22 protein-coding genes are annotated in these 19,702 nt (G+C 59.7%); 19 read left to right on the top strand and 3 right to left on the bottom strand.

Annotated elements, in window-relative coordinates:
* Window positions 1-203 precede the first annotated feature (203 nt).
* Window positions 204-584 (bottom strand): hypothetical protein, encoded by a 381-nt coding sequence (locus BZK31_RS17195; protein ID WP_083184153.1) that lies wholly within the window; start codon window positions 582-584, stop codon window positions 204-206.
* Between the two features lie 244 nt (window positions 585-828).
* On the opposite strand from BZK31_RS17195, the gene BZK31_RS17190 reads away from it, so the two are divergent.
* From BZK31_RS17190 to def, 3 genes are all read left to right on the top strand, one after another.
* Window positions 829-1,020, top strand: coding sequence for a CsbD family protein (locus BZK31_RS17190; RefSeq protein WP_083184152.1), 192 nt, complete (start codon window positions 829-831; stop codon window positions 1,018-1,020).
* Between the two features lie 225 nt (window positions 1,021-1,245).
* Window positions 1,246-2,205 (top strand): YihY/virulence factor BrkB family protein, encoded by a 960-nt coding sequence (locus BZK31_RS17185; protein WP_083184151.1) that lies wholly within the window; start codon window positions 1,246-1,248, stop codon window positions 2,203-2,205.
* An 81-nt stretch (window positions 2,206-2,286) separates the two neighbouring features.
* Complete coding sequence (def, locus tag BZK31_RS17180; RefSeq protein ID WP_083184156.1) at window positions 2,287-2,826, top strand: peptide deformylase; 540 nt, start codon at window positions 2,287-2,289, stop codon at window positions 2,824-2,826.
* A gap of 24 nt (window positions 2,827-2,850) precedes the next feature.
* On the opposite strand, the gene BZK31_RS17175 is transcribed toward def, so the two are convergent.
* Entirely contained in the window at window positions 2,851-3,276 is a 426-nt protein-coding gene (locus BZK31_RS17175; RefSeq protein WP_083184150.1) for a GNAT family N-acetyltransferase, read from the bottom strand.
* A gap of 154 nt (window positions 3,277-3,430) precedes the next feature.
* Here BZK31_RS17175 and BZK31_RS17170 point away from each other — a divergent pair, with 154 nt between their 5' ends.
* The 9 genes from BZK31_RS17170 to BZK31_RS17125 all read left to right on the top strand — a co-directional run bounded on the left by BZK31_RS17170 (window position 3,431) and on the right by BZK31_RS17125 (window position 11,723).
* Window positions 3,431-4,444 carry an ABC transporter substrate-binding protein gene (locus tag BZK31_RS17170; protein ID WP_083184149.1) on the top strand — a complete coding sequence of 338 codons (1,014 nt, stop codon included), beginning with the start codon at window positions 3,431-3,433 and terminating at the stop codon, window positions 4,442-4,444.
* A gap of 22 nt (window positions 4,445-4,466) precedes the next feature.
* Window positions 4,467-4,994: a GNAT family N-acetyltransferase gene (locus tag BZK31_RS17165; RefSeq protein WP_083184148.1), complete on the top strand. Its 528-nt coding sequence runs from the start codon at window positions 4,467-4,469 to the stop codon at window positions 4,992-4,994.
* A 99-nt stretch (window positions 4,995-5,093) separates the two neighbouring features.
* A complete protein-coding gene (locus tag BZK31_RS17160; RefSeq protein ID WP_083184147.1) occupies window positions 5,094-5,594 on the top strand; it encodes a hypothetical protein in 501 nt (166 codons plus the stop codon).
* A gap of 25 nt (window positions 5,595-5,619) precedes the next feature.
* Window positions 5,620-6,057 (top strand): nucleoside deaminase, encoded by a 438-nt coding sequence (locus BZK31_RS17155; protein WP_083184146.1) that lies wholly within the window; start codon window positions 5,620-5,622, stop codon window positions 6,055-6,057.
* 382 nt (window positions 6,058-6,439) lie between these two features.
* On the top strand, window positions 6,440-7,261 hold the full coding sequence (locus BZK31_RS17150) for an alpha/beta fold hydrolase (protein ID WP_083184145.1): 822 nt from the start codon (window positions 6,440-6,442) through the stop codon (window positions 7,259-7,261).
* On the top strand, window positions 7,251-8,426 hold the full coding sequence (locus BZK31_RS17145) for a PAS domain-containing sensor histidine kinase (protein ID WP_083184144.1): 1,176 nt from the start codon (window positions 7,251-7,253) through the stop codon (window positions 8,424-8,426). The genes BZK31_RS17150 and BZK31_RS17145 overlap by 11 nt, the downstream gene beginning before the upstream one ends.
* Window positions 8,427-8,655: 229 nt before the next feature.
* On the top strand, window positions 8,656-9,867 hold the full coding sequence (locus tag BZK31_RS17140; RefSeq protein WP_083184143.1) for a GAF domain-containing sensor histidine kinase: 1,212 nt from the start codon (window positions 8,656-8,658) through the stop codon (window positions 9,865-9,867).
* Between the two features lie 309 nt (window positions 9,868-10,176).
* Window positions 10,177-10,497: a hypothetical protein gene (locus BZK31_RS17130; protein WP_083184142.1), complete on the top strand. Its 321-nt coding sequence runs from the start codon at window positions 10,177-10,179 to the stop codon at window positions 10,495-10,497.
* A 62-nt stretch (window positions 10,498-10,559) separates the two neighbouring features.
* Entirely contained in the window at window positions 10,560-11,723 is a 1,164-nt protein-coding gene (locus tag BZK31_RS17125; protein ID WP_083184141.1) for a PQQ-dependent sugar dehydrogenase, read from the top strand.
* 78 nt (window positions 11,724-11,801) lie between these two features.
* Here BZK31_RS17125 and BZK31_RS17120 read toward each other — a convergent pair whose 3' ends face one another.
* The gene (locus tag BZK31_RS17120) at window positions 11,802-12,110 is read right to left on the bottom strand and encodes a PepSY domain-containing protein (protein WP_083184140.1); all 309 of its coding nucleotides are present in this window, start codon (window positions 12,108-12,110) and stop codon (window positions 11,802-11,804) included.
* Between the two features lie 280 nt (window positions 12,111-12,390).
* Between BZK31_RS17120 and BZK31_RS17115 the strand changes: the two genes are divergently transcribed.
* From BZK31_RS17115 to BZK31_RS17085, 7 genes are all read left to right on the top strand, one after another.
* Window positions 12,391-14,562 (top strand): TonB-dependent siderophore receptor, encoded by a 2,172-nt coding sequence (locus tag BZK31_RS17115; RefSeq protein WP_083184139.1) that lies wholly within the window; start codon window positions 12,391-12,393, stop codon window positions 14,560-14,562.
* 166 nt (window positions 14,563-14,728) lie between these two features.
* Complete coding sequence (locus BZK31_RS17110; RefSeq protein ID WP_083184138.1) at window positions 14,729-16,045, top strand: MFS transporter; 1,317 nt, start codon at window positions 14,729-14,731, stop codon at window positions 16,043-16,045.
* Between the two features lie 64 nt (window positions 16,046-16,109).
* A complete protein-coding gene (locus BZK31_RS17105; protein ID WP_083184137.1) occupies window positions 16,110-17,387 on the top strand; it encodes an RNA polymerase sigma factor in 1,278 nt (425 codons plus the stop codon).
* A 101-nt stretch (window positions 17,388-17,488) separates the two neighbouring features.
* Window positions 17,489-17,860, top strand: coding sequence for a YciI family protein (locus BZK31_RS17100; protein WP_083184136.1), 372 nt, complete (start codon window positions 17,489-17,491; stop codon window positions 17,858-17,860).
* A 30-nt stretch (window positions 17,861-17,890) separates the two neighbouring features.
* Window positions 17,891-18,328 (top strand): YybH family protein, encoded by a 438-nt coding sequence (locus BZK31_RS17095; RefSeq protein WP_083184135.1) that lies wholly within the window; start codon window positions 17,891-17,893, stop codon window positions 18,326-18,328.
* A gap of 33 nt (window positions 18,329-18,361) precedes the next feature.
* Window positions 18,362-18,826: a VOC family protein gene (locus BZK31_RS17090; protein WP_083184134.1), complete on the top strand. Its 465-nt coding sequence runs from the start codon at window positions 18,362-18,364 to the stop codon at window positions 18,824-18,826.
* A gap of 381 nt (window positions 18,827-19,207) precedes the next feature.
* Window positions 19,208-19,462 carry a LuxR C-terminal-related transcriptional regulator gene (locus tag BZK31_RS17085; protein ID WP_083184133.1) on the top strand — a complete coding sequence of 85 codons (255 nt, stop codon included), beginning with the start codon at window positions 19,208-19,210 and terminating at the stop codon, window positions 19,460-19,462.
* Window positions 19,463-19,702 lie beyond the last annotated feature (240 nt).

Genomic DNA, 19,702 nt, shown 5'->3' with positions numbered 1-19,702 from the left:
GTTGCATACGGCCCCTATGAGCTGCCCGACGGGGACCCGATGACGGGCTGCCCCGCGCAACGGGCGCTGGTGGCCCGGGCCTGGGCGACGGTGACCCCGGCATGGGCGGGGCCGGCGGGGTATCTGGTGGCGCGGCGTCTGGCCTGAGCGAGCCGATGAAAGTCGCCGCGCTGGCGACTCTCACGCTGGCTGTCGACCCCTGATCAGGGTTGCAGGAAACCCGCAAAGCTCAGGTTGCTGCCCTTGGGGCGCATGTCCTTGAGGTAGGAATCCTTGTCGGCGCTCAACTCCAGGCTGACCGTAGACTTGCGCTTGTCGGCGTTGCGTACTTCCAGACCTTCCATGTGATCGCGCATGAACACTGTGGTGACTTTCAAGTGCAGCAACTGGTCGGTCGCGGGCGTGTGCAGCAGCAGGTGCAGCCACTCGTACTGGCCGACTTGCAGGCGCGGAACCGGCAGATCGAACCACCAGATATTGCGCTTGGGGTCGAGGACTGCGAAATGGGTGTTGTTGACGCCGAGCACAGCGCCGCCCAGAGCCTGGTTCCTGCGTGCGATGGCCAGCTTTTTATCGAGTTTCATAACGTTCCTGTGGATCGGTTTGTTCAGCGTGCCGGGTGGTGCTGGGCAACGGTGTCGCGCATTCTCGCACAAACTCCGCTACGAACTCGCGATTCGCCGGTGGTATACACCGGACAGGGCGGCAGACGAACGGGAGTCTGCGCCGAAAAAATACTTGAAACTCTTGGCAAACGGCTCGGGTCAATCTTTATGTCGAGTACGACACACGATTTCAATGTGGTCTTCAGACCCAGGAGATATTCCCATGAGTAGCACCGGCGATAAAGTCAAAGGCATGGCCAACGAAGCCGTTGGTAACGTCAAGCAAGCGGTTGGCAAGGCTACCGACAACACCAAGTTGAGGGCTGAAGGCAAGGCGCAGGAAATCAAGGGCGAAGGCCAGCAGGCTAAAGGCGACGCCAAGGATGCCATCAAGAAGGGCGTCGACAAGGCGTAAGCCTGACGTTCCCGGGTTCGAAACCGGGACGCGATAATGCAGATAGCGGTCATCCTCGGATGACCGTTATGCATTCTGCTCTACGTAACTGAAACCTTTTACGGCACGTCAAGTCAATGTGACATCGGTGGCTGCACAGGTTTGTCATTGAATTGGCAGATAATTGCAGCGATACCCGATCTTGAGGCTGTAAGGTGTTCCAGTAAGGGAGCGAGAGGAAACGCCATGATTTTCCCCCATTTACGTCAACTGTCGGTTGGCAAAGTGCTGGTACGCACCGTCAATGAATTTCTCGATGACGAGATGTCCACCTATGCATCGGCACTGGCCTACCAGATGCTGTTTTCTCTGTTTCCGTTTCTGCTGTTCCTGATCGCGCTGATCGGCTTCCTGCATTTGCCGGATTTTTTCTCCTGGCTGCGCTTGCAGTCGGAACTGGTGCTGCCGCCGCAGGCGCTTGAACAGGTCAATCCGGTCATCGACCAGTTGCAACAATCCAAGGGCGGACTACTGTCGATCGGTATCTTCATCGCGCTGTGGACCGCTTCGGCTGGCGTGCGATTGATGATGAGCGCGATGAACGCGGCCTACGACGTGGTGGAAGGCCGCCCGATCTGGAAGCGTTTCCCGCTGTCGATTTTCTACACCGTCGGCATTGCAGGCATGCTGCTCGCCGCTGCTGCTTTCATGGTGCTCGGCCCGCAGGTGATGAACTGGATTGCCGCGCAGATTGGCATGGAAGAGTTCATCGTCACGCTATGGACCATCCTGCGCTGGCCGGCCATTATTCTGCTGCTAATGGTGGCTGTGGCGCTGATCTATTACGTGATGCCTGACGTGAAACAGGAGTTTCGCTTCATCACGCCCGGCTCGGTGCTGGCGGTCGTGGTATGGATCGTCGCATCGCTGGCGTTCGGTTTTTACGTCAAGACCTTCGCTGACTACAACGCCATGTACGGCAGCATCGGCGCGATCATCGTGCTGCTGTTGTACTTCTACATCTCGGCGGCCGTATTGCTGCTGGGAGCGGAGATGAACGCGGTCATCGAGCATATGTCCGCCGAAGGCAAGGAAGAGGGCGAGAAGGAAGCGGGTGACGGCGGCGGTGAAGGGATCGGCAAACAGCATGTTTCCGGTCTGGGCCGAGATCATTCCGTGCCGTTGGCCAAGGCCGACGAAACCTGATGGTTCGTTGAATGAGTCTGCCACAAGCGTTTATTGAACAGCGTGTGGCAAGATGGCGCTTTGCAGGGAGGACAGGCCACTGTGATTCACAAGATCTTGAAAATGGGCGACGAACGACTGCTGCGTATCGCCCCGCCAGTGCCACAGGCCATGTTCGGCAGCGAAGAGCTCAAGACGCTGATTGCCGATATGTTCGAAACCATGGAAAGCGTCGGAGGTGTGGGCCTCGCCGCGCCGCAGATCGGTGTCGACCTGCAACTGGTGATCTTCGGTTTCGAGCGCAGCGAGCGCTATCCGCAGGCTGAAGCCGTACCCCAGACCATCCTCATCAATCCGGTCATAACGCCGTTGTACCCGGCGGTTGAAGAAGGTTGGGAAGGGTGCCTGTCGGTGCCCGGACTGCGTGGCATGGTCAATCGCTTTCAGAGCATTCGTTATGAAGGGTTCGACCCGGATGGTCAGCTGATCCAGCGCGATGCCTTCGGGTTCCACGCACGGGTCGTGCAGCACGAGTGCGATCACTTGATCGGACGTCTGTATCCGTCGCGTATTACCGATTTCAGCAAGTTCGGCTTCATGGACGTGATGTTTCCGGACATGGACCCCAACGCTGACGAATAACCAGGCCTGCCAACGCTGCCCCTCTCAAGACTGGCCACTTTCTGCCTCATGACACAGGGCGATCAGCGCCTTGCTGCGGTTGTAGCGCATCAGGCGCTCGCCCAGCGACTGCGGCAGACGCTGGGCGGGTTCGAAGCCCAGCGGCTTATAGAATGCCAGCAGATCCGGATGGCAGAACAGCCAGACCGGCCCGTCTAGCGGCTGCATGGCGGCTTCGATCAAGCGCCTGGCGACAGCCTGCCCGCGATACTCCGCAGCCACGAACAGCCCGGTCAGCCAGTACCCCTCGGCCACCGGAGTCAGGGACAGCGCGCCGATGATCTCCTGCCGCCTGGCCACCCAGACCTGCCCCTTGCTGGCGGCGCGCATCGACGACTGATGTTGTCGATAGAATTTGCCCAGCAGTGGCCGACACTCATCGCTCAGGATCAGAAATTGCGTATCAGGCATGCGAAACAGCTCACGGACAATCGATGGACGGGCTGCATCATACAGGGCGACAGCTAACCTTCATCCCGGGCCGCGCAGACGGCACAACTAATCACACCCTGCTGATGTCGATAGATTTCAGACATCAAGTCCACCCCCGCACCCTGAGGTGATCATGAAATCCATAACAAGACTGCTGGGCGGTTCGCTGCTGGCGTTGGGGCTGCTTGGGCAGCCGGTGCTGGCGGCCGACAAGGCCGAGCCCATCCACTTCGGGGCACTGACCTGGGAAAGTGGCAGCCTGATCACCGAGGTGCTACGCACGCTGGTCGAGAAGGGCTACGGCTATACCACCGACACCTTGCCCGGCAGTACCGTGAGCCTGGAAACCGCGCTGGCCAAGAACGACATTCAGGTGATCGCCGAAGAGTGGACGGGACGCAGCCCGGTATGGGTCAAGGCTGAGGAAGAAGGCAAAGTGCTCGGGCTGGGCGATATCGTCAAAGGTGCCACCGAAGGCTGGTGGGTGCCTGAATACGTGATAAAGGGCGACGCCGCCAAAGGCATCAAGCCGCTGGCACCGGATCTGAAAACGGTTCAGGACCTGACGCGTTACACGGACGTCTTCAAGGATCCTGAATCGCCGAACAAGGGCCGCTTCCTCAACAGCCCCAGCGGCTGGACGTCGGAAATCGTCAACACCCAGAAACTCAAGGCTTATGGCCTGGACGACAGCTTCGTCAACTTCCGCACCGGCTCGGGTGCCGCGCTGGATGCCGAAATTGGCTCGGCCATCCGCCGTGGCAAACCGGTGTTGTTCTACTACTGGTCGCCAACGCCGCTACTGGGCAGTTACAAGCTGATCAAGCTGGAAGAACCGCCATTCGATCCCGAAGCCTGGAAGACCCTCACCGATGCCGGCAACCGGAATCCCAAGGGCTCCGCGTCGCTGGCAGCGAAACTGTCGATCGGCGTCTCGGCACCGTTCAACAAGCAACATCCGGAACTGGTGAGCTTTTTCAAGAACGTCGATTTCCCCATTGATCTGCTTAACCGGACCCTGGCTGACATGAGCAAGGAACGCACCGATCCCAAGGTCGCCGCCCAGGCGTTCCTCAAGCAGCATCCCGATGTCTGGAAGGCCTGGCTGCCGGGCGATGTCGCCGCCAGGGTAAGCACCGCACTGTGATCAATCGCAGCACGGTGAAAGCATGATCACGTTGTCGACAGAGCGTCTGCAGTTGCGTGACTTGCAGGTGGCCGATGTGCCTGATCTGGCGGCGATACTCGGCGACGCGGACGTGATGCGTTATTCGGTGCGTGGCGTGCTCAATGAGCAGGCGACGGCTGAATTCGTGCGCAATTGCAGGCACGCCTACCAGACTGACGGGTTTGGTCCGCAGGCGGTCATCGAGTCCTCCACGGCCCGACTGATCGGTTTCTGCGGGCTGAATACCGAACGGGTGGAGGGCGTGATGGAGGTCGAGATCGGCTACCGGCTGGCGCCTTCACGCTGGGGGCACGGACTGGCCACCGAAGCGGCGCTGGCGACGTTGCACCATGGGTTCGACACCTTGCAGCTGGCGTCGGTCATTGCCATCGTTCAGCCGGAAAACCTGGCCTCGGTCAAGGTGCTGCACAAGGTCGGATTCAATGGTTATATCCACAGTCAGTATCATCGGCTTGGCGTGCGTATCTACCGCCTGACACGTGAGCAATGGCGCTCCCGACATTGCTGAGAGCGGCATAATTGAGCGGTATGCGACGTGGTCTGTGGCAGGGGCGATGTGAACTGTTAACGTCCGGGTTGCACAGATTTTCACACGCGGGAGGGAGGGATGAATGGGAGCAGGCAGGGATTGCAAATTGCACTCAAAACCAGTCTGGTGTTGATGGCGTGCGTCTTTCTTGAGATGCCGCGGCAGAGCCATGCCGACGAAGCCGACGACACCGCCTTGAGCTTCGTACAGGAACGCAAGCTGGGAGACGGTCTGGCGTGGCTCGGTTATCAGGTCGCCTCGCGCACGGTCGCATTTGCCAGCATTGTGCAAGCGGTCGGAAAAACGGAAGCTCAGGAACTGGTGCAGCGCGAGTTGCAGCGTCTACAGCCGGACTATCAGGCCGAGTGGGATCGCAATCTGGCCAATGCCTATGCGCATTCCTTCAGCGCGGAGGAGCTGCGATCGCTCAGTCAGGGCGACAGCTCGTCTTCGGTGGTGAACAAATTCAGGGCCAGAAACATTCAGGTCAGTAGCGAAATGAAAGCCAGCTCCTCGGCATTGCTGGGACGCTATGTGAACCGGGCCCTACACAATGCCCAGAATATTTTGAAACAGTGACACCCAACGAAAGCGAGGCGACATCATGGACCCATTCATGCAGGCAGCAATCGACGAGGCGCAACTGGGGCTCGAAGAGGGTGGCATCCCCATCGGCTCGGTTATTGTCCACGACGGCAAGATCATTGGCCGCGGCCACAATCGTCGGGTTCAGGAAGGCAGTGCCATCAAGCATGGCGAGATGGATGCACTGGAAAACGCCGGACGCCAGCCTGCCAGTGTGTACCGCGAGGCCGTGCTCTACACCACGCTGTCACCCTGCGCCATGTGCAGCGGGGCGATTCTGCTGTATGGCATTCGCAAGATAATCATCGGCGAAAACCGCTCGTTCATGGGTGAGGAAGAGCTGCTGCGCTCACGTGGCGTGCAGGTCGATGTGCTCAACGACCACGGCTGCGAGCACATGATGCGCCGCTTCATCGAGGACAAGCCTGACGTGTGGAACGAAGACATCGGGGAGTGAAATTCCGCAGTGGGCTGCGCTGACCCCTTCGTGAGCAAGCCCGCCCCAACGGGGCCGGCATTTGCTGCGTGACGGCACGGCGACGAAGATGCGGTGAAAATCTCCACCTCAAGAGCCCACCTGCCAACCTTGATCATGCCAATGCTTTGCGTTGGCATGCCGCCTTTGACGCTCTGGGTCACCTATTGCAGACCAGCGAATTCAGCAGGCCCGGCGCTCGGTTCGGGCCATCCTGGCACCCGGATATGACGTGCGGCGCTATACGGTTCATCATAAATGCGGTTTGTGCCACTAGATTGCCTTTAACGGTGATAATCTCGCCTTATCATTCTGGCTGTATGCGCGCCTTGAGGGATGCGCAGCCGTTTTCCTGGAGCCCGCCATGTCGGTCCAACAGCGCAACAACGTCAATATCATGGGCGACGGACCGACCACACTGATTTTTGCCCACGGCTTTGGTTGCGACCAGAACATGTGGCGCTTCATGTCACCTCATTTTGCAGAGCACTTCAGGGTGGTGCTGTTTGATCTGGTGGGCAGCGGGCAGTCCGATACGTCGGCCTATTACCCGCACAAATACGCAACGCTCAAAGGCTACGCGACCGATCTGCTGGAACTGGTCGATGAGTTCGGCGGTTCCGGGCCGGTGATTCATGTCGGGCATTCGGTCAGCTGCATGATCGCGGTGCTCGCCGAGCTTCAATCGCCGGGGCGGTTTCAGGGGCATGTGATGGTCGGGCCTTCGCCGCATTACCTCAACGACGGCGACTACGTGGGTGGTTTCACCCGCGCCGATGTCGAGTCGCTGCTCGAAACCCTGGAAAGCAACTACCTGGGCTGGTCGAGCACCATGGCACCGACGTTGATGGGCGCCTCCGACCGGCCTGAGCTGGGCGAAGAGCTGGCCAACAGTTTCTGCCGCACCAACGCTGACATGGCCAAGCAGTTCGCCCGGGTGACGTTTCTCTCGGACCATCGCGCGGACGTCGCACGCTTCAAGGCCAGGACGCTCATTTTGCAAAGCAGTGACGATCTGGTGGTACCGGTTCAGGTGGGTGAGTACCTGAACCGCGTGATTCCGGACAGCACGTTGCACATGATTCACAACGTGGGGCACTACCCGCACATGAGCGCGCCGCAAGCCTGCATCGACGCCATGAACCAGTTTCTCGGCTCGCTCGGAAGTGCAGCCCATGGAGATTGAAGAAACCACTCGTTCCGATATCGAGGCGCTTTACGATCATGCACCCTGCGGCCTGCTGGTGACGCAACCCAACGGCACCATCGAACGCGTCAACCAGACGTTCTGTCTATGGCTGGGCCTTGAGCGTGAAGCAGTCCTGGGTCGCCGTTTTCAGGACCTGTTGAACATGGCAGGCAAGGTCTTCCTGCAGACCCACTGGGCACCGCTGCTGCAGACTCAGGGCTCGATTGCCGAAGTCAAAGTCGAGATGATCCACGCCGAGGGGCGTTCCGTTCCGATGATGCTCAATGCGGTTCGCCGCGAACACGCAACAGGCGTGGTGCATGAGCTGGCGGTATTCCTGGCCGAAGAGCGCAATAAGTACGAGCGCGAGTTGCTGGCGGCGCGCAAGATGGCCGAAGAGTTACTGCAGCATCAAATGTCGGTTCAAACCGAGCTGACCTCGGCCCGCAATCGCTTGCGGCTGGCACATGTCGAGGCGGAGATCCGCGCGATCTTTGCCGAGCAGATGGTAGACATCGTCAGTCACGATCTGCGCAACCCGTTGGCGGCGATCAAGATGGCCGCCGGTTTGCTGGAGCGCAGTCATCTGGAGCCGCGTCAGGAGCGCATCTTGGGTCACATCCACCATTCCACCGATCGCGCCGAGCGCATGATCGTCGATCTGCTGGACTTCACTCAGGCACGGGTCGGACGCGGCATGGCCTTGTCTACCCAGCCAATCGATCTGCACGCCACGATTGCCCGTGGTGTCGAGGAACTGCGCGGCACCTTTGCCGACCATTCACTGGTCCATCGCACGCAAGGAGAGGGCACCTGCGCGGCTGACCCCGATCGACTCGTGCAACTGGTGGGTAATCTGATCAGCAACGCGGCGACCTACGGGGTGCCCAACGGGGAGATTGTCGTCACTTCGGCGTTCGAGCCGAATGCCATCAGGGTGTCGGTGCATAACCGGGGCGAGCCCATTGCCATGGAAAAAGTCGACAGTCTTTACGAGCCTGCCGTGCGAGTGGTCAGCGATAACGACGAAACCCGCACAGTCGGCCTGGGGCTGTTCATCGTTCGTGAAATCGTGCGAGCGCACCTGGGCGAGATCACGGTTCGCTCGTCGGTTGAAGAGGGCACCACATTCACCGTCACCTTCCCACGCCCTGCGACGTAAGTGCTCGAAGGTTAAAGCGATGTTGCCCACTTGTCGGTATGCCATTCAAATGAGTTTATTTGAAACTCGTTTGAGTGGATTAGATCCCGGGTCGCCGCTGCTTGTCTGGAACATTCACACAAGCATTGAACTAAACGCTAAGGTTTAACAAGCAGCGTATACAAATCGGGCTGCGCCTCTACAATGTCCGGTCACGGATAACCTCCCAACGCTTCGTAACAGGAAAGACATGCGGCAATCCATTGCAAACGATGTAGCCAAGATCGCTCGGGTCAGTGCGGTTCCAGCCATCCTGCAAGTGGTATCGGAGTCCACGGGCCTCGGGTTTGCGGCGGTCGCACGGGTGACTGACACGTCCTGGACCGCCTGTGCCGTGCTGGACAAGCTGAACTTCGGCCTGCAAGCGGGCGGCGAGCTGGAACTGACCAGCACCATCTGTCATGAAATCAGCGGGTCCCACGAACCTGTGGTGATCGATCATGTGGCCGAAGATACGAAGTTCTGCGCGCACCATACGCCGCGTCTGTACAACTTTCAGAGTTACATATCCGTTCCGATTTTTCTCACCGACGGTTCGTTCTTCGGCACCATCTGCGCGCTGGACCCCAAGCCCGCCAAGCTCAAGGGCACGCCGATCCTGGCGATGATGGTCTCGTTCGCTCGCCTGCTGGCGCTGCAGATCGAAGCCGAGGATGACATGCAGCAGGTGCAGGCCGATCTGCTGGCCGAGCGCGAAGTGTCCGAGTTGCGCGAGCAGTTCATCGCCGTGCTGGGGCATGACTTGCGCAACCCATTGTTCGCCATCAACGCCAGCGCCGAACTGCTGTTGCGACGACCGCTGGATGACAAGGCGCAGCAGATCGTCCACCACATCCTGACTTCCGGCAAACGAGCCTCTCAACTGGTCGACGACGTGCTGGATTTCGCCCGGGGCCGTCTGGGGCATGGCATTCCATTGAGCATTCACGATGCCGACGGGCTGGATGCGACGCTTGAGCATGTGGTGTCGGAAGTCCAGCGAGTGCACCCCACCCGGCAGATCCGTTCGCGGATTGGCACGCTGGAGCACATCCGCTGCGATCACGAGCGGATCGCGCAATTGCTGTCCAACCTGGTCTCCAATGCGATCAGTCATGGCGACTCTGCAAGCCCGGTCGAGGTGGACGCGCTGGTCAACGGCGGCTCGTTCGTGCTCAGCGTGACCAATCAGGGCGAGCCCATTCCCGAGCCGGTGCTGACTCAGTTGTTTCAACCCTATTCGCGTCCCGTAACCGACGAGCCGCAGGCCGGATTGGGTCTCGGCCTGTACATCGCCAGCCAGATCGCCATCGCGCACGGCGGTACGCTCGATGTGTGCTCAACGCGTGAGCAGGGCACGACGTTCACGTTCAGCATGCCGCTGGTGTCGGCTGCCCTGCCTGTGCAGGCCAGCGCTCGCTAGGTTCTTTACATACAGTGGCTGCGGTCGGTGATGCGGCGTTAAAAACAGGCTCGGAATGCTCATTTACGCCAACCAGACTCCGCTTCCCTGCCTGTTTTTGCCTTGCCTGACCTTCGCTCGCCGACTGTTCGTACAGCGTCTGGGCGGTGTACCAAAGTGGCCGCGTGCCGGTCGTTCTGACCATCCTTGTTACAAACTCTCGCCCTGCTTTACTTGCCCATCATCGCTACCAGGCCGAACCTGATCCGCATATCGCCATCAAAGGCCTGAGTCTTCACCGTTCTCCAGGCAACTCACAAGAGGTAAGTGATGAACAGTTTTGTGCGCAAACTGGTGTGGGGCGCGCTGTGCGTGTTATCGATCGCAAGTGTGGCCCACGCGCAGAACCTGCCCAACAGCACGCAGGGCAATGGTGCCAGCAGCAACCCCTACAACAGCCCCATCCACCGCGCCAACCCCAACAGCCGCCAAGGCACCGTGCCCAGCACTCCGCCCTCGCGTGCACCGAATATTGCGCCGCCGGTGCGCCAGCCAACGTTGGAAAACGGCGGCATCGGCAATGGTCAGCCGAACCGTCAGGCTCCATCGCGCCCGTCCACGCAGACCCCTGATCCGCAACGTTCCAAGTGATCCACTGACGCTTCGTCCCTGCCTTGCGGCGGGACTTCCAATCAATGCATAAGGAATCGCCCATGTTCAGAAAAACCCTGATTGCGACACTGTGTACCGCTGCCTTTCTCAGCCTGCCCCTGTCTGCCAGCGCGGCAACGAATGAATACAAAACCGAGCTTGGCACAGTGAGCGTCAGTACGGTGGCTGAAGGCTTGAACTACCCGTGGGCACTGGCGTTTTTGCCGGACGCGAAGGGCATTCTGGTCACCGAGCGCTCGGGCAATCTGCGCGTGGTGTCGGCGGACGGCAAGCTGTCCGCGCCGATCTCGGGTGTGCCGCAGGTCTGGGCCAGAAAACAGGGCGGTCTGCTGGACGTGGTGTTGTCCCCCGATTTTGCCAAGGATCGCATGGTCTACCTGACCTATTCCGAAGGCAGCGGCAAGACCGCCGCCGAAGGCGATACCGCGGGAACGGCCGCCGGGCGCGGTCGGTTGTCGGCGGACATGACCCGGCTGGAGGATTTCGAAGTGATTTTCCGTCAGGAGCCTAAACTGTCCGTCGGTAACCACTTTGGCTCGCGCATGGTGTTCGACCGTGACGGCTATCTGTTCATCGCCCTGGGCGAGAATAACAACCGTCCGACCGCACAGGACCTGGACAAACTGCAAGGCAAGATCGTGCGCATCTTCCCGGACGGTAACGTGCCCAAGGACAACCCGTTCGTTGGCCAGAAAAATGTGCGCCCCGAGATCTGGTCCTACGGTCATCGCAACCAGCAGGGAGCGGCGCTGAATCCATGGTCCGGCACGTTGTGGACCAATGAGCACGGTCCCAAGGGTGGCGACGAGGTGAACATCATCGAGCGTGGTCAGAATTACGGCTGGCCGCTGGCAACCCATGGCATCGACTATTCGGGGCAGCCGATCCCGGAAGCCAAGGGCAAGTTCGTCGAAGGCACGAAAGTACCGTTTCAGGTCTGGGAGCAGTCACCGGGCATCAGCGGCATGGCGTTCTACAGCGATGGCCGTTTCGAGAAGTGGGACCACAACCTGTTCATTGGCGCGCTGGCCACTGAGGAGCTGATTCGTTTGCAGTTCGAAGGCGACAGGATTGTTCACGAAGAACGCCTGCTCAAAGACATGAAGCAGCGTATCCGCGACGTCCGTCAGGGACCCGACGGTTATCTGTATCTGCTGACCGACGACAGCAAAGGTCAACTGCTGAAAGTTGAGCTTAAACAGTAAGTACGTTTTGCAAGGTTCAAAAAAATTCCCACTTTAAATGGGAATTTTTCCTACATAGTTAACGCGCTTTTCAGTGCATTAACGGTCTTGTTCGTCACGAACGACTGCGCCAGTCTTGGCGTTGACGTCGTAGTTCCATTCCACGCCTTTGGCGTCCTTGAGTTCGATCTGGTAGATGTAATTGCCGCCAGCGTCTTTCTCAAGTTCGGTGTCGTGGATCTGGAAGCCGGAATGCTTGGCCAGTGCCTGCTTGTTGAACTGCTCGAAGTCACCGACCGTGCCAGCTTTTTGCAGACGGACAACTTCGTCAGGACCGATATCGGCTTGGGCAGCGCCGGCAACGGCAGTCAGGGCAGCAGCGGCGAAGAGGGCAGACATAAGTTTCATAGGATGTTCCTTCTGATTGATCTGTTCTAATGGATTATCGGCTCGCTGATTCGTTCAGCGGCGTTGTTGAATTCAGATTATCCATGCTGACTTAACTCACGCTTAATGATCGATCATGTCGTTTTGTTGCGTAGGCACTGGCAGTGCATTTTCCCGTCCACCTCTGCGCGTAACGATGTGCACGCAATGGTTGAAAAAAAACGGCGGTGAACGTAAAAGGTTGCCCCCTGCCGGAAGGTGCTTCGCGTCTGTCCGGGCGCCTGTCTTCTGGAGTCGTTCAATGAGTACGTCACACCGACCTGCCGTGCGTTTTGCATCGCGCTTGCTGCCGTTGGGCATGGCCGTTACCTGTCCGGTACTGGCCGTCGAACCGGTCAGTCTGGAGGCGGTGAACGTCTCGGGTGTGCGTGACGAAAACGCCGGTGATTATCAGGCCGGCCGGGCCTCGATTGCCGGTTACGATCAGGCCGCGTTGCTCGACACGCCTGCGTCGGTGTCGGTGTTCAGCGAAGCGTTGATCAAGGACCGCCAGGCCAGACTGCTCAGCGAAGTGCTGCGCAACGACGCATCGGTGGGCGAGAGCTACGCCCCGGTCGGTTATTACGAAAATTTCGTGGTGCGCGGTTTCTCGCTCGACGCCGCCAACAGCTATCGCATCAACGGTCGCAGCATCACCGGCGAGCAGAACGTGGCGCTGGAAAACAAACAGCAGGTCGAACTGCTCAAGGGTCTGTCGGGCCTGCAAAGCGGCGTGTCGCAGCCCGGTGGCATCATCAATTACCAGACCAAGCGCCCGCAGGACGTGCGCTCGGTCACGCTGTCCACTAACGAGCATGGCGAGCGTTACCTCGCCACTGACGTGGGCGGCTGGTTCGGCAGCGAGCGACAGTTCGGTCTGCGTGCCAACCTGGCCCACGAAGACATCCGCTCGTACGTCGAGCACGCCGATGGTCAGCGTGACTTCGCGTCGCTGGCGTTCGACTGGGCCATCAGCGAGCGCGCCCTGTTGCAACTGGACGTCGAGTACCAGAGCAAGGAGCAGCGTTCGGTGCCCGGTTATCAGTTGCTCGGCGGCACGAACCTGCCTCACGATGCCTCGCCGCGCAAACTGCTGGGCTATCAGCGCCGGTCCAATCCTGTCGGGATCGATTCCCTGAACATGAACGGCCGTTTCGAGTACCGGTTCAACGACAGTTGGAAGGGCAGCGTCAGTGCGTCGCGCAGCCGTGTGGTCATCGACGACTACAGCGCCTTCGCCTGGGGTTGCTACGGGTCGGCCAGTTGCGCCGCCGAGGCCGTGCCAAATCATTTCAGCGCCGAGGGCGGCTACGACATCTATGACTTCCGCAGCCCGGACGACACCCGGCGCAACGATGAAGTCGAGGCCGCGCTGTCCGGCACCTTCAACACCGGCTCGCTCGGGCATGAGTTGACGGTTGGCACCAGCGCCTATCGCCGTACGGTCGATACGCGGAGTACCTTCAATGAGTTCGTCGGCTCCGGCAACATCAACGAAACGCCTGAATCGGTCGCACCGTCGGACCTGCCGTTGCCGCACACCGAGCGCCGTCTGGACAGTCGTCAGTACGGGCTTTTTCTCACTGACCGGATCAGTTTCAACGAACAATGGCAGACCGTTCTGGGCGGTCGTCAGGTGCGTCTCGACGAGCAGGCCTACGCCGAAGACGGCAGCGATGCGCGCCATACCGAGCGCTGGGTGTTCCTGCCGCAGGCGGCACTGATCTACAAACCGCTGGACAATGTGTCGCTCTACACCCGCTACAGCAAAGGTCTGTCGCTGGGCGGGACGGCGGCGTGGTTCACCAGCAACGCCAGCGAGATTCTTGCCCCGACGGTGTCGCGTCAACTGGAGGCCGGGGTCAAGTACGACTGGCAGCGCATGAGCTTCACCGCAGCCGTGTTCCAGGCGCGTCAGGCGTATCAGTATTCCAGACCCAACGAGGACGGCACCTTTACCTACGTGCAGCAGGGCGAGCAGAAAAACACCGGTCTGGAACTGGGGGCCAGTGGCTGGGTGACTGACCGCCTGCAGATTTCTGCCAGTGCCGCAGCGATCCGGGCGCGGGTAGAAGGCAGCGGCACCGAGGCCTATGAAGGTCATCAGGCGCTCAACGTGCCTAAATACCGTGGCAGCCTGCAAGCCGACTACAGCCTGCCGATACGTGGCCTGGCGCTGCTCGGTGGCGTGCAGTACAGCGCCAGCAAGATGGCAGACCGTTCAGGCACCGTGCAGGTCAACGATTACGCGCTGTTCAATGTTGGCAGCCGCTACAGCACCAGGCTTGGCGGCTACGACACCGTGCTGCGGCTGACCGTCGACAACCTGTTCGACAAACGTTACTGGCGCGACGCCGGTGAGTACCTGGGCGATGACTACCTGTTCATGGGCGCGCCCAGAACCGCCCGATTGTCGGCCTCGATCAACTTCTGAGCCAGCACTGCGACAGACGCGGACGCAGAGCGTCTGTCGCGGCATCTTCACGGCAGTGATGATTGGCTGCCGAATGCCATCCTGAACACCCGGCCCGAGCAAGCTTTGCTATTCTTCGCGCCCAGCGAGCGCGGGATGCGCTTTTCAGCCATGTATCGGGGGCTTCATGACGGCCATCGTTCGACCACCTCAACAGCCTTTCAGCCGCGGCGACTACAAGACCCTGAGCCTTGCAGCGTTGGGCGGGGCGCTGGAAATCTACGATTTCATCATCTTTGTGTTCTTCGCGCTGACCCTCAGCCAACTGTTCTTTCCGCCTGAAATGCCAGAGTGGCTGCGCTTGCTGCAGAGCTTCGGCATCTTCGTGACCGGCTATCTGGCGCGTCCGCTGGGCGGCATTCTGATGGCCCATTTCGCCGATCGTCTTGGCCGCAAGCGAGTGTTCAGCCTCAGCATCCTGATGATGGCCTTGCCGTGTCTGCTGATTGGCATCATGCCCACCTACGCGCAGATCGGCTATTGGGCGCCGCTGGTGCTGCTGGCGCTGCGCATTCTGCAGGGCGCGGCGGTGGGCGGTGAGGTGCCGAGCGCCTGGGTGTTCGTGGCCGAGCATGCGCCGACCGGCCATCGCGGTTATGCGCTAGGCGTGTTGCAGGCCGGACTGACATTCGGCTACCTGCTGGGCGCGCTGACCGCGACCTGGCTGGCTCGGGCCTTCAGTCCGGCAGAAATTCTCGACTGGGCATGGCGCATCCCGTTCCTGCTGGGCGGGGTGTTCGGCGTCGTGGGCGTCTGGTTACGCCGCTGGCTGAGCGAAACCCCGGTGTTCATGGCCTTGCACGCTCAACGCGAAGGGTTGCAAGGTCTGCCTTTGAAGCAGGTACTGCGCGACCATCGCGCGTCACTGTTGCCCGCCGCCTTGCTGACGTTCGTACTGACGTCGGCAGTGGTGGTGCTGGTGGTCATCACGCCGACGGTCATGCAGCAGCGCTTCGGCATCCATGCCAGTGACACCTTTGCCCTGAGCGCGGCGGGTATCGTGTTCCTCAACCTGGGCTGCGTGCTGGCCGGCAGGCTGGTCGACCGGATCGGGGCTTGGCGTGGTGTCATGCTGTACAGCCTGCTGTTGCCGCTCGGGATCGGCGTGCTGTATGCCAGCCTGATCGAACACTGGCTGCCACTGGGCGTGGCCTATGCCATCGCGGGCCTGGCGTGCGGAATCGTGGGCGTGGTGCCGTCAGTGATGGTCGGGCTCTTCCCGGCCAGCATCCGGGTGTCGGGGATCTCCTTCACCTACAACATTGCCTATGCTTTCTGGGCCAGTACCACGCCGCTGTTGCTGATCGCGCTGATGCCCTGGAATGTCTGGGTCTGCGTGCTGTACAGCCTTGTCATGGGCGCGACCGGTCTGCTGACCGCTGTCGTGTTTGGCGTGCGCAGAGGCGTGGTGGTCGACGACCCGGTGTTGGGACGCGCCAGCTAGCGGTATGACAGCCGAAGCGCGGTTCAGGGGCTAAGCTTGCTTGTCTGCATGACGAGACCTGGGCATGAACAGCAAGCCGCAAAACCCTGGTATTCAGGGCGCGTGGAACCTCGGCGCGGACATCGAAACGCTCTACCGTCAGCACTCGCGCCGGGTGCTGGCGACGCTGATCCGTTTGCTGGGCAGTTTCGAGCTGGCCGAAGAAGCGTTGCAGGAGGCGTTCACCTCTGCCGTCGAACAATGGCCACACGCAGGCCTGCCGCACAACCCCCGTGCCTGGCTGATTTCGACCGGACGCTTCAAAGCCATCGACAGCCTGCGCCGCCGCTCTCGCTTCGATGGTTCTCTGGCCCAACTGGCGCTGTTTCTGGAGGACCAGTTGCAGGCTGGCCATCCCGATCCGGACGACCTTGAAGATGACCGGCTGCGGCTGATTTTCACCTGCTGCCACCCGGCACTGACGGCGGATGCGCGGATTGCCCTGACGCTGCGCGAGGTCTGTGACCTGACCACCGAAGAAATTGCACAGGCCTTTCTGATCACGCCCTCGACCGTCGCGCAGCGCATCGTGCGCGCCAAGGCCAAGATTCGCGCCGCAGGCATTCCCTATGAAGTGCCGTCCCACGCGCAACTGTCCGAGCGTCTGGAGGCGGTATTGCGGGTGGTGTATCTGGTCTTCAACGAAGGTTACTTCGCATCGGCGGGAGAACGTCTGACCCGTCATGAAGTGTCTGGCGAAGCGATCCGTCTGGGGCGCCTGCTCAAGGAGCTGTTGCCCGAGCCCGAAGTCATCGGTCTGCTGGCGCTGATGCTGCTGACCGAAGCCAGACACCCGGCGCGGCTTTCAGCATCTGGCGAACCGGTGATGCTCGCGGATCAGGATCGAAGCCTGTGGCGGCAAGACCTGATCTGCGAGGGTCTGGACCTGGTGGAACAGGCGTTGCGCTCGGGACGTTTCGGTGTCTATAGCGTGCAGGCCGCAATCGCTGCGGTGCATGCCGAAGCGACTCACGCCGCCGATACCGACTGGGCGCAGATCGTGGGTTTGTATGACGTTCTGCTGCGCCTCGAGGCGTCGGCAGTGATCAGGCTCAATCGTGCCGTCGCAGTCGGCATGCTCGACGGGCCCGAAGCCGGACTGCGCCTGATCGACCCTCTGTTGCAAAGCGAGGCGCTGCAGGACTATCACCTGGCATGGCTTGCCAAGGCCGATTTGTGCAGCAAGGCCGGTCGCCTCGATGAGGCGCGTGCAGCTTACGCACGGGCGATCGAGCACACCCGACAGGCCGTCGAGCGGCGTTTTCTGCAACGCAGGCTCGACGAACTGGATGCGAGTTGCTGACCGTTGATCGGCATTGGCCGTACTGACGCCCTGAGCTGTCGATTTTTCATCCCGCCAAACGACTGTTCTTCCGAGAGGGTTGGAAACCTTGAGGGACGATCATGAAATACCTGTGCCTGATCTACAGCAACGAACAGAGCCTGCACTTGCACGCCGACAGCCCGGAAGACGATGAATGTCAGGCTTACGCCGAGTCCATCGAACGCAGCGGGCGGATGTTGGCTGCAGAACCCCTGGAGTCGGTGGATACCGCGACGACGGTACGCATGCGCAATGGCAAGGTCATGATCACCGACGGACCGTTTGCCGAAACCAAGGAGCAATTGGCCGGTTTCTACCTGATCGAGGCCAGAGACCTGAACGACGCCCTGCAAGTGGCGGCGCATATTCCCGCAGCTCGTGTCGGCTCGGTTGAAGTGCGTCCGGTCAGGTCTCTGAATTTGAAACAGTCTGCCCGGGCGGCAGGGCAGTGAGCCCGGTCGACAGTGGTCAGGAGAGCACACATGAGCGAAACCGATCTGAGCAACAACGAAGCGCGAGCTCGCATAGAAAAGAACATCAAGACGTGGGCAGAGGCGGTACGGTCCAAGAACCTCAATGCCATCGTGGCCTATTACGATCCAGACATCGTGGCCTACGATGCCATTGGTGACCTGCAATTCAAAGGCATCGACGCGTATCGCAAGCACTGGACGTTTTGTCTGGAGCAGTGCGCCGGAGCCATGCTATTCGAGCAGAGCGATCTGGTCGTGCAGGTTGATGGTAAGGTCGCCTTCGCCCATTGGCTGAACAAATGCGGCGACGGGCAATGCGAGGGTTCGTGGATGCGCGCCAGTGCCGGCTATCGACTGACAGAGCAGGGCTGGAAAGCTGTTCACGAGCATTTCTCGGCACCGTTCGACATGGACAGCGGCAAGGCACGGTTTGACCTTCAGCCTTGAACCCGTTCGCGCATCCATGAGGAGGAACACGCAATGACTGCCAAAGCCATTCCTGAGGGCTATCACAGCCTGACTGCGTATTTGAGTGTTCAAGGCGCGGCCGATGCCATCGAGTTCTATAAGCAGGCATTCGGCGCCAGCGAGGTTTTTCGTCTCAACGGCCCTGACGGCCGCATCGGCCACGCGGAGTTGCGTATCGGCGATTCCAGATTGATGGTCACCGACGGTTGCGATCAGGGACCATTGACCAGCCCTGGGGAAACACCTTCAGTAGGCCTGCATCTGTATGTGGAGGACGTCGACGCGGTCTTCAAACGCGCCATCGAGGCGGGCGCGACCCAAGTGAGTGAGGTCAGCGATCAGTTCTATGGCGATCGCATGGGGACGCTTAAGGATCCCGGTGGGCATGTCTGGCTCATCGCCACACACCAGGAGGATCTGACGCACGAGCAGATCGAAGCACGGGCAAAAGACCGCTTCCCGCAAAAAAATACCTGACGAAACCACCTCCGTCCGCATCCGCTGACGGAGGTTCAGCCAGTGCGCCGACAATTGACTGAACCCAATTGTAACAACTGATTGTAATTGTAGGTGTGCAAGTTTATCTTGCGCCTGTTTCTTCAACGACTACTTACTGTATTGATCGCGAGTGTGCATTTAAATGAGTGCGCGGCGATCGCTTGTTTGTAGTACTCGCTAAGTTTTTTCTAAGGTGTTTCTGAGTTTTCTGTAGGATTTTTCTTTGGATCTATGATTGGGAAAAAGAACGCTAAATAAAGTGGCTCCAGAGCCGATTTACTCTTGAGGTCATGGATGATAAGTGTGAGAAATATCCTACAGATTCATCCGTGGGTACAGTGATAACAAGAGGGCAACACCATGTGGGCGACCATTCGAGAACAGGAAGTTTTGGAGCTGTTGCTGCAAGGGCGAACCAACAAGGAAATCGCACGCACACTCTGCATCAGCGATTACACGGTGCGTGATCACGTGTCTTCATTGCTTCGAAAAGGTCAGGCCAGAACCCGTGCCGAGTTGATGGCGCGTTGCGTCTCGGTTCTGGTGTCGCCAGGCAAGAGCGTCCAACCCCCTACATCTGTCGGGTTGTCTGGCGGGATGATCTCGGCACAATAGTGATATTCAGAGACCGGTAGTTATCGACGTCAGAGGGCCTGACTGTATATCGGTGTTATCAGGAACAGCAGATTATTCGATTCAGCTTTCATAACAAGACGTTTGTCTGCTGTTTGGGTCCGGTATTGATCCAAGAAGTCGTCGTGGCCTTTTCTGCGGGGTGGCAGGATCGGTTTCGAGAGCTCTATATCAATGTGGAGCACATTTTTCTCAATGTCGGCGAGTATCGAATGCAGTTTG

The sequence above is a fragment of the Pseudomonas floridensis genome (assembly GCF_002087235.1).
Lineage (GTDB): Bacteria > Pseudomonadota > Gammaproteobacteria > Pseudomonadales > Pseudomonadaceae > Aquipseudomonas > Aquipseudomonas floridensis.
This window is presented reverse-complemented; position numbering and strand designations above follow the sequence as displayed.

Coding starts and splice junctions, on each gene's coding strand:
- BZK31_RS17195 (WP_083184153.1), bottom strand. CDS start 584: ATGAAACTCGATAAAAAGCTGGCCATCGCACGCAGGAACCAGGCTCTG.
- BZK31_RS17190 (WP_083184152.1), top strand. CDS start 829: ATGAGTAGCACCGGCGATAAAGTCAAAGGCATGGCCAACGAAGCCGTT.
- BZK31_RS17185 (WP_083184151.1), top strand. CDS start 1,246: ATGATTTTCCCCCATTTACGTCAACTGTCGGTTGGCAAAGTGCTGGTA.
- BZK31_RS17175 (WP_083184150.1), bottom strand. CDS start 3,276: ATGCCTGATACGCAATTTCTGATCCTGAGCGATGAGTGTCGGCCACTG.
- BZK31_RS17170 (WP_083184149.1), top strand. CDS start 3,431: ATGAAATCCATAACAAGACTGCTGGGCGGTTCGCTGCTGGCGTTGGGG.
- BZK31_RS17165 (WP_083184148.1), top strand. CDS start 4,467: ATGATCACGTTGTCGACAGAGCGTCTGCAGTTGCGTGACTTGCAGGTG.
- BZK31_RS17160 (WP_083184147.1), top strand. CDS start 5,094: ATGAATGGGAGCAGGCAGGGATTGCAAATTGCACTCAAAACCAGTCTG.
- BZK31_RS17155 (WP_083184146.1), top strand. CDS start 5,620: ATGGACCCATTCATGCAGGCAGCAATCGACGAGGCGCAACTGGGGCTC.
- BZK31_RS17150 (WP_083184145.1), top strand. CDS start 6,440: ATGTCGGTCCAACAGCGCAACAACGTCAATATCATGGGCGACGGACCG.
- BZK31_RS17145 (WP_083184144.1), top strand. CDS start 7,251: ATGGAGATTGAAGAAACCACTCGTTCCGATATCGAGGCGCTTTACGAT.
- BZK31_RS17140 (WP_083184143.1), top strand. CDS start 8,656: ATGCGGCAATCCATTGCAAACGATGTAGCCAAGATCGCTCGGGTCAGT.
- BZK31_RS17130 (WP_083184142.1), top strand. CDS start 10,177: ATGAACAGTTTTGTGCGCAAACTGGTGTGGGGCGCGCTGTGCGTGTTA.
- BZK31_RS17125 (WP_083184141.1), top strand. CDS start 10,560: ATGTTCAGAAAAACCCTGATTGCGACACTGTGTACCGCTGCCTTTCTC.
- BZK31_RS17120 (WP_083184140.1), bottom strand. CDS start 12,110: ATGAAACTTATGTCTGCCCTCTTCGCCGCTGCTGCCCTGACTGCCGTT.
- BZK31_RS17115 (WP_083184139.1), top strand. CDS start 12,391: ATGAGTACGTCACACCGACCTGCCGTGCGTTTTGCATCGCGCTTGCTG.
- BZK31_RS17110 (WP_083184138.1), top strand. CDS start 14,729: ATGACGGCCATCGTTCGACCACCTCAACAGCCTTTCAGCCGCGGCGAC.
- BZK31_RS17105 (WP_083184137.1), top strand. CDS start 16,110: ATGAACAGCAAGCCGCAAAACCCTGGTATTCAGGGCGCGTGGAACCTC.
- BZK31_RS17100 (WP_083184136.1), top strand. CDS start 17,489: ATGAAATACCTGTGCCTGATCTACAGCAACGAACAGAGCCTGCACTTG.
- BZK31_RS17095 (WP_083184135.1), top strand. CDS start 17,891: ATGAGCGAAACCGATCTGAGCAACAACGAAGCGCGAGCTCGCATAGAA.
- BZK31_RS17090 (WP_083184134.1), top strand. CDS start 18,362: ATGACTGCCAAAGCCATTCCTGAGGGCTATCACAGCCTGACTGCGTAT.
- BZK31_RS17085 (WP_083184133.1), top strand. CDS start 19,208: ATGTGGGCGACCATTCGAGAACAGGAAGTTTTGGAGCTGTTGCTGCAA.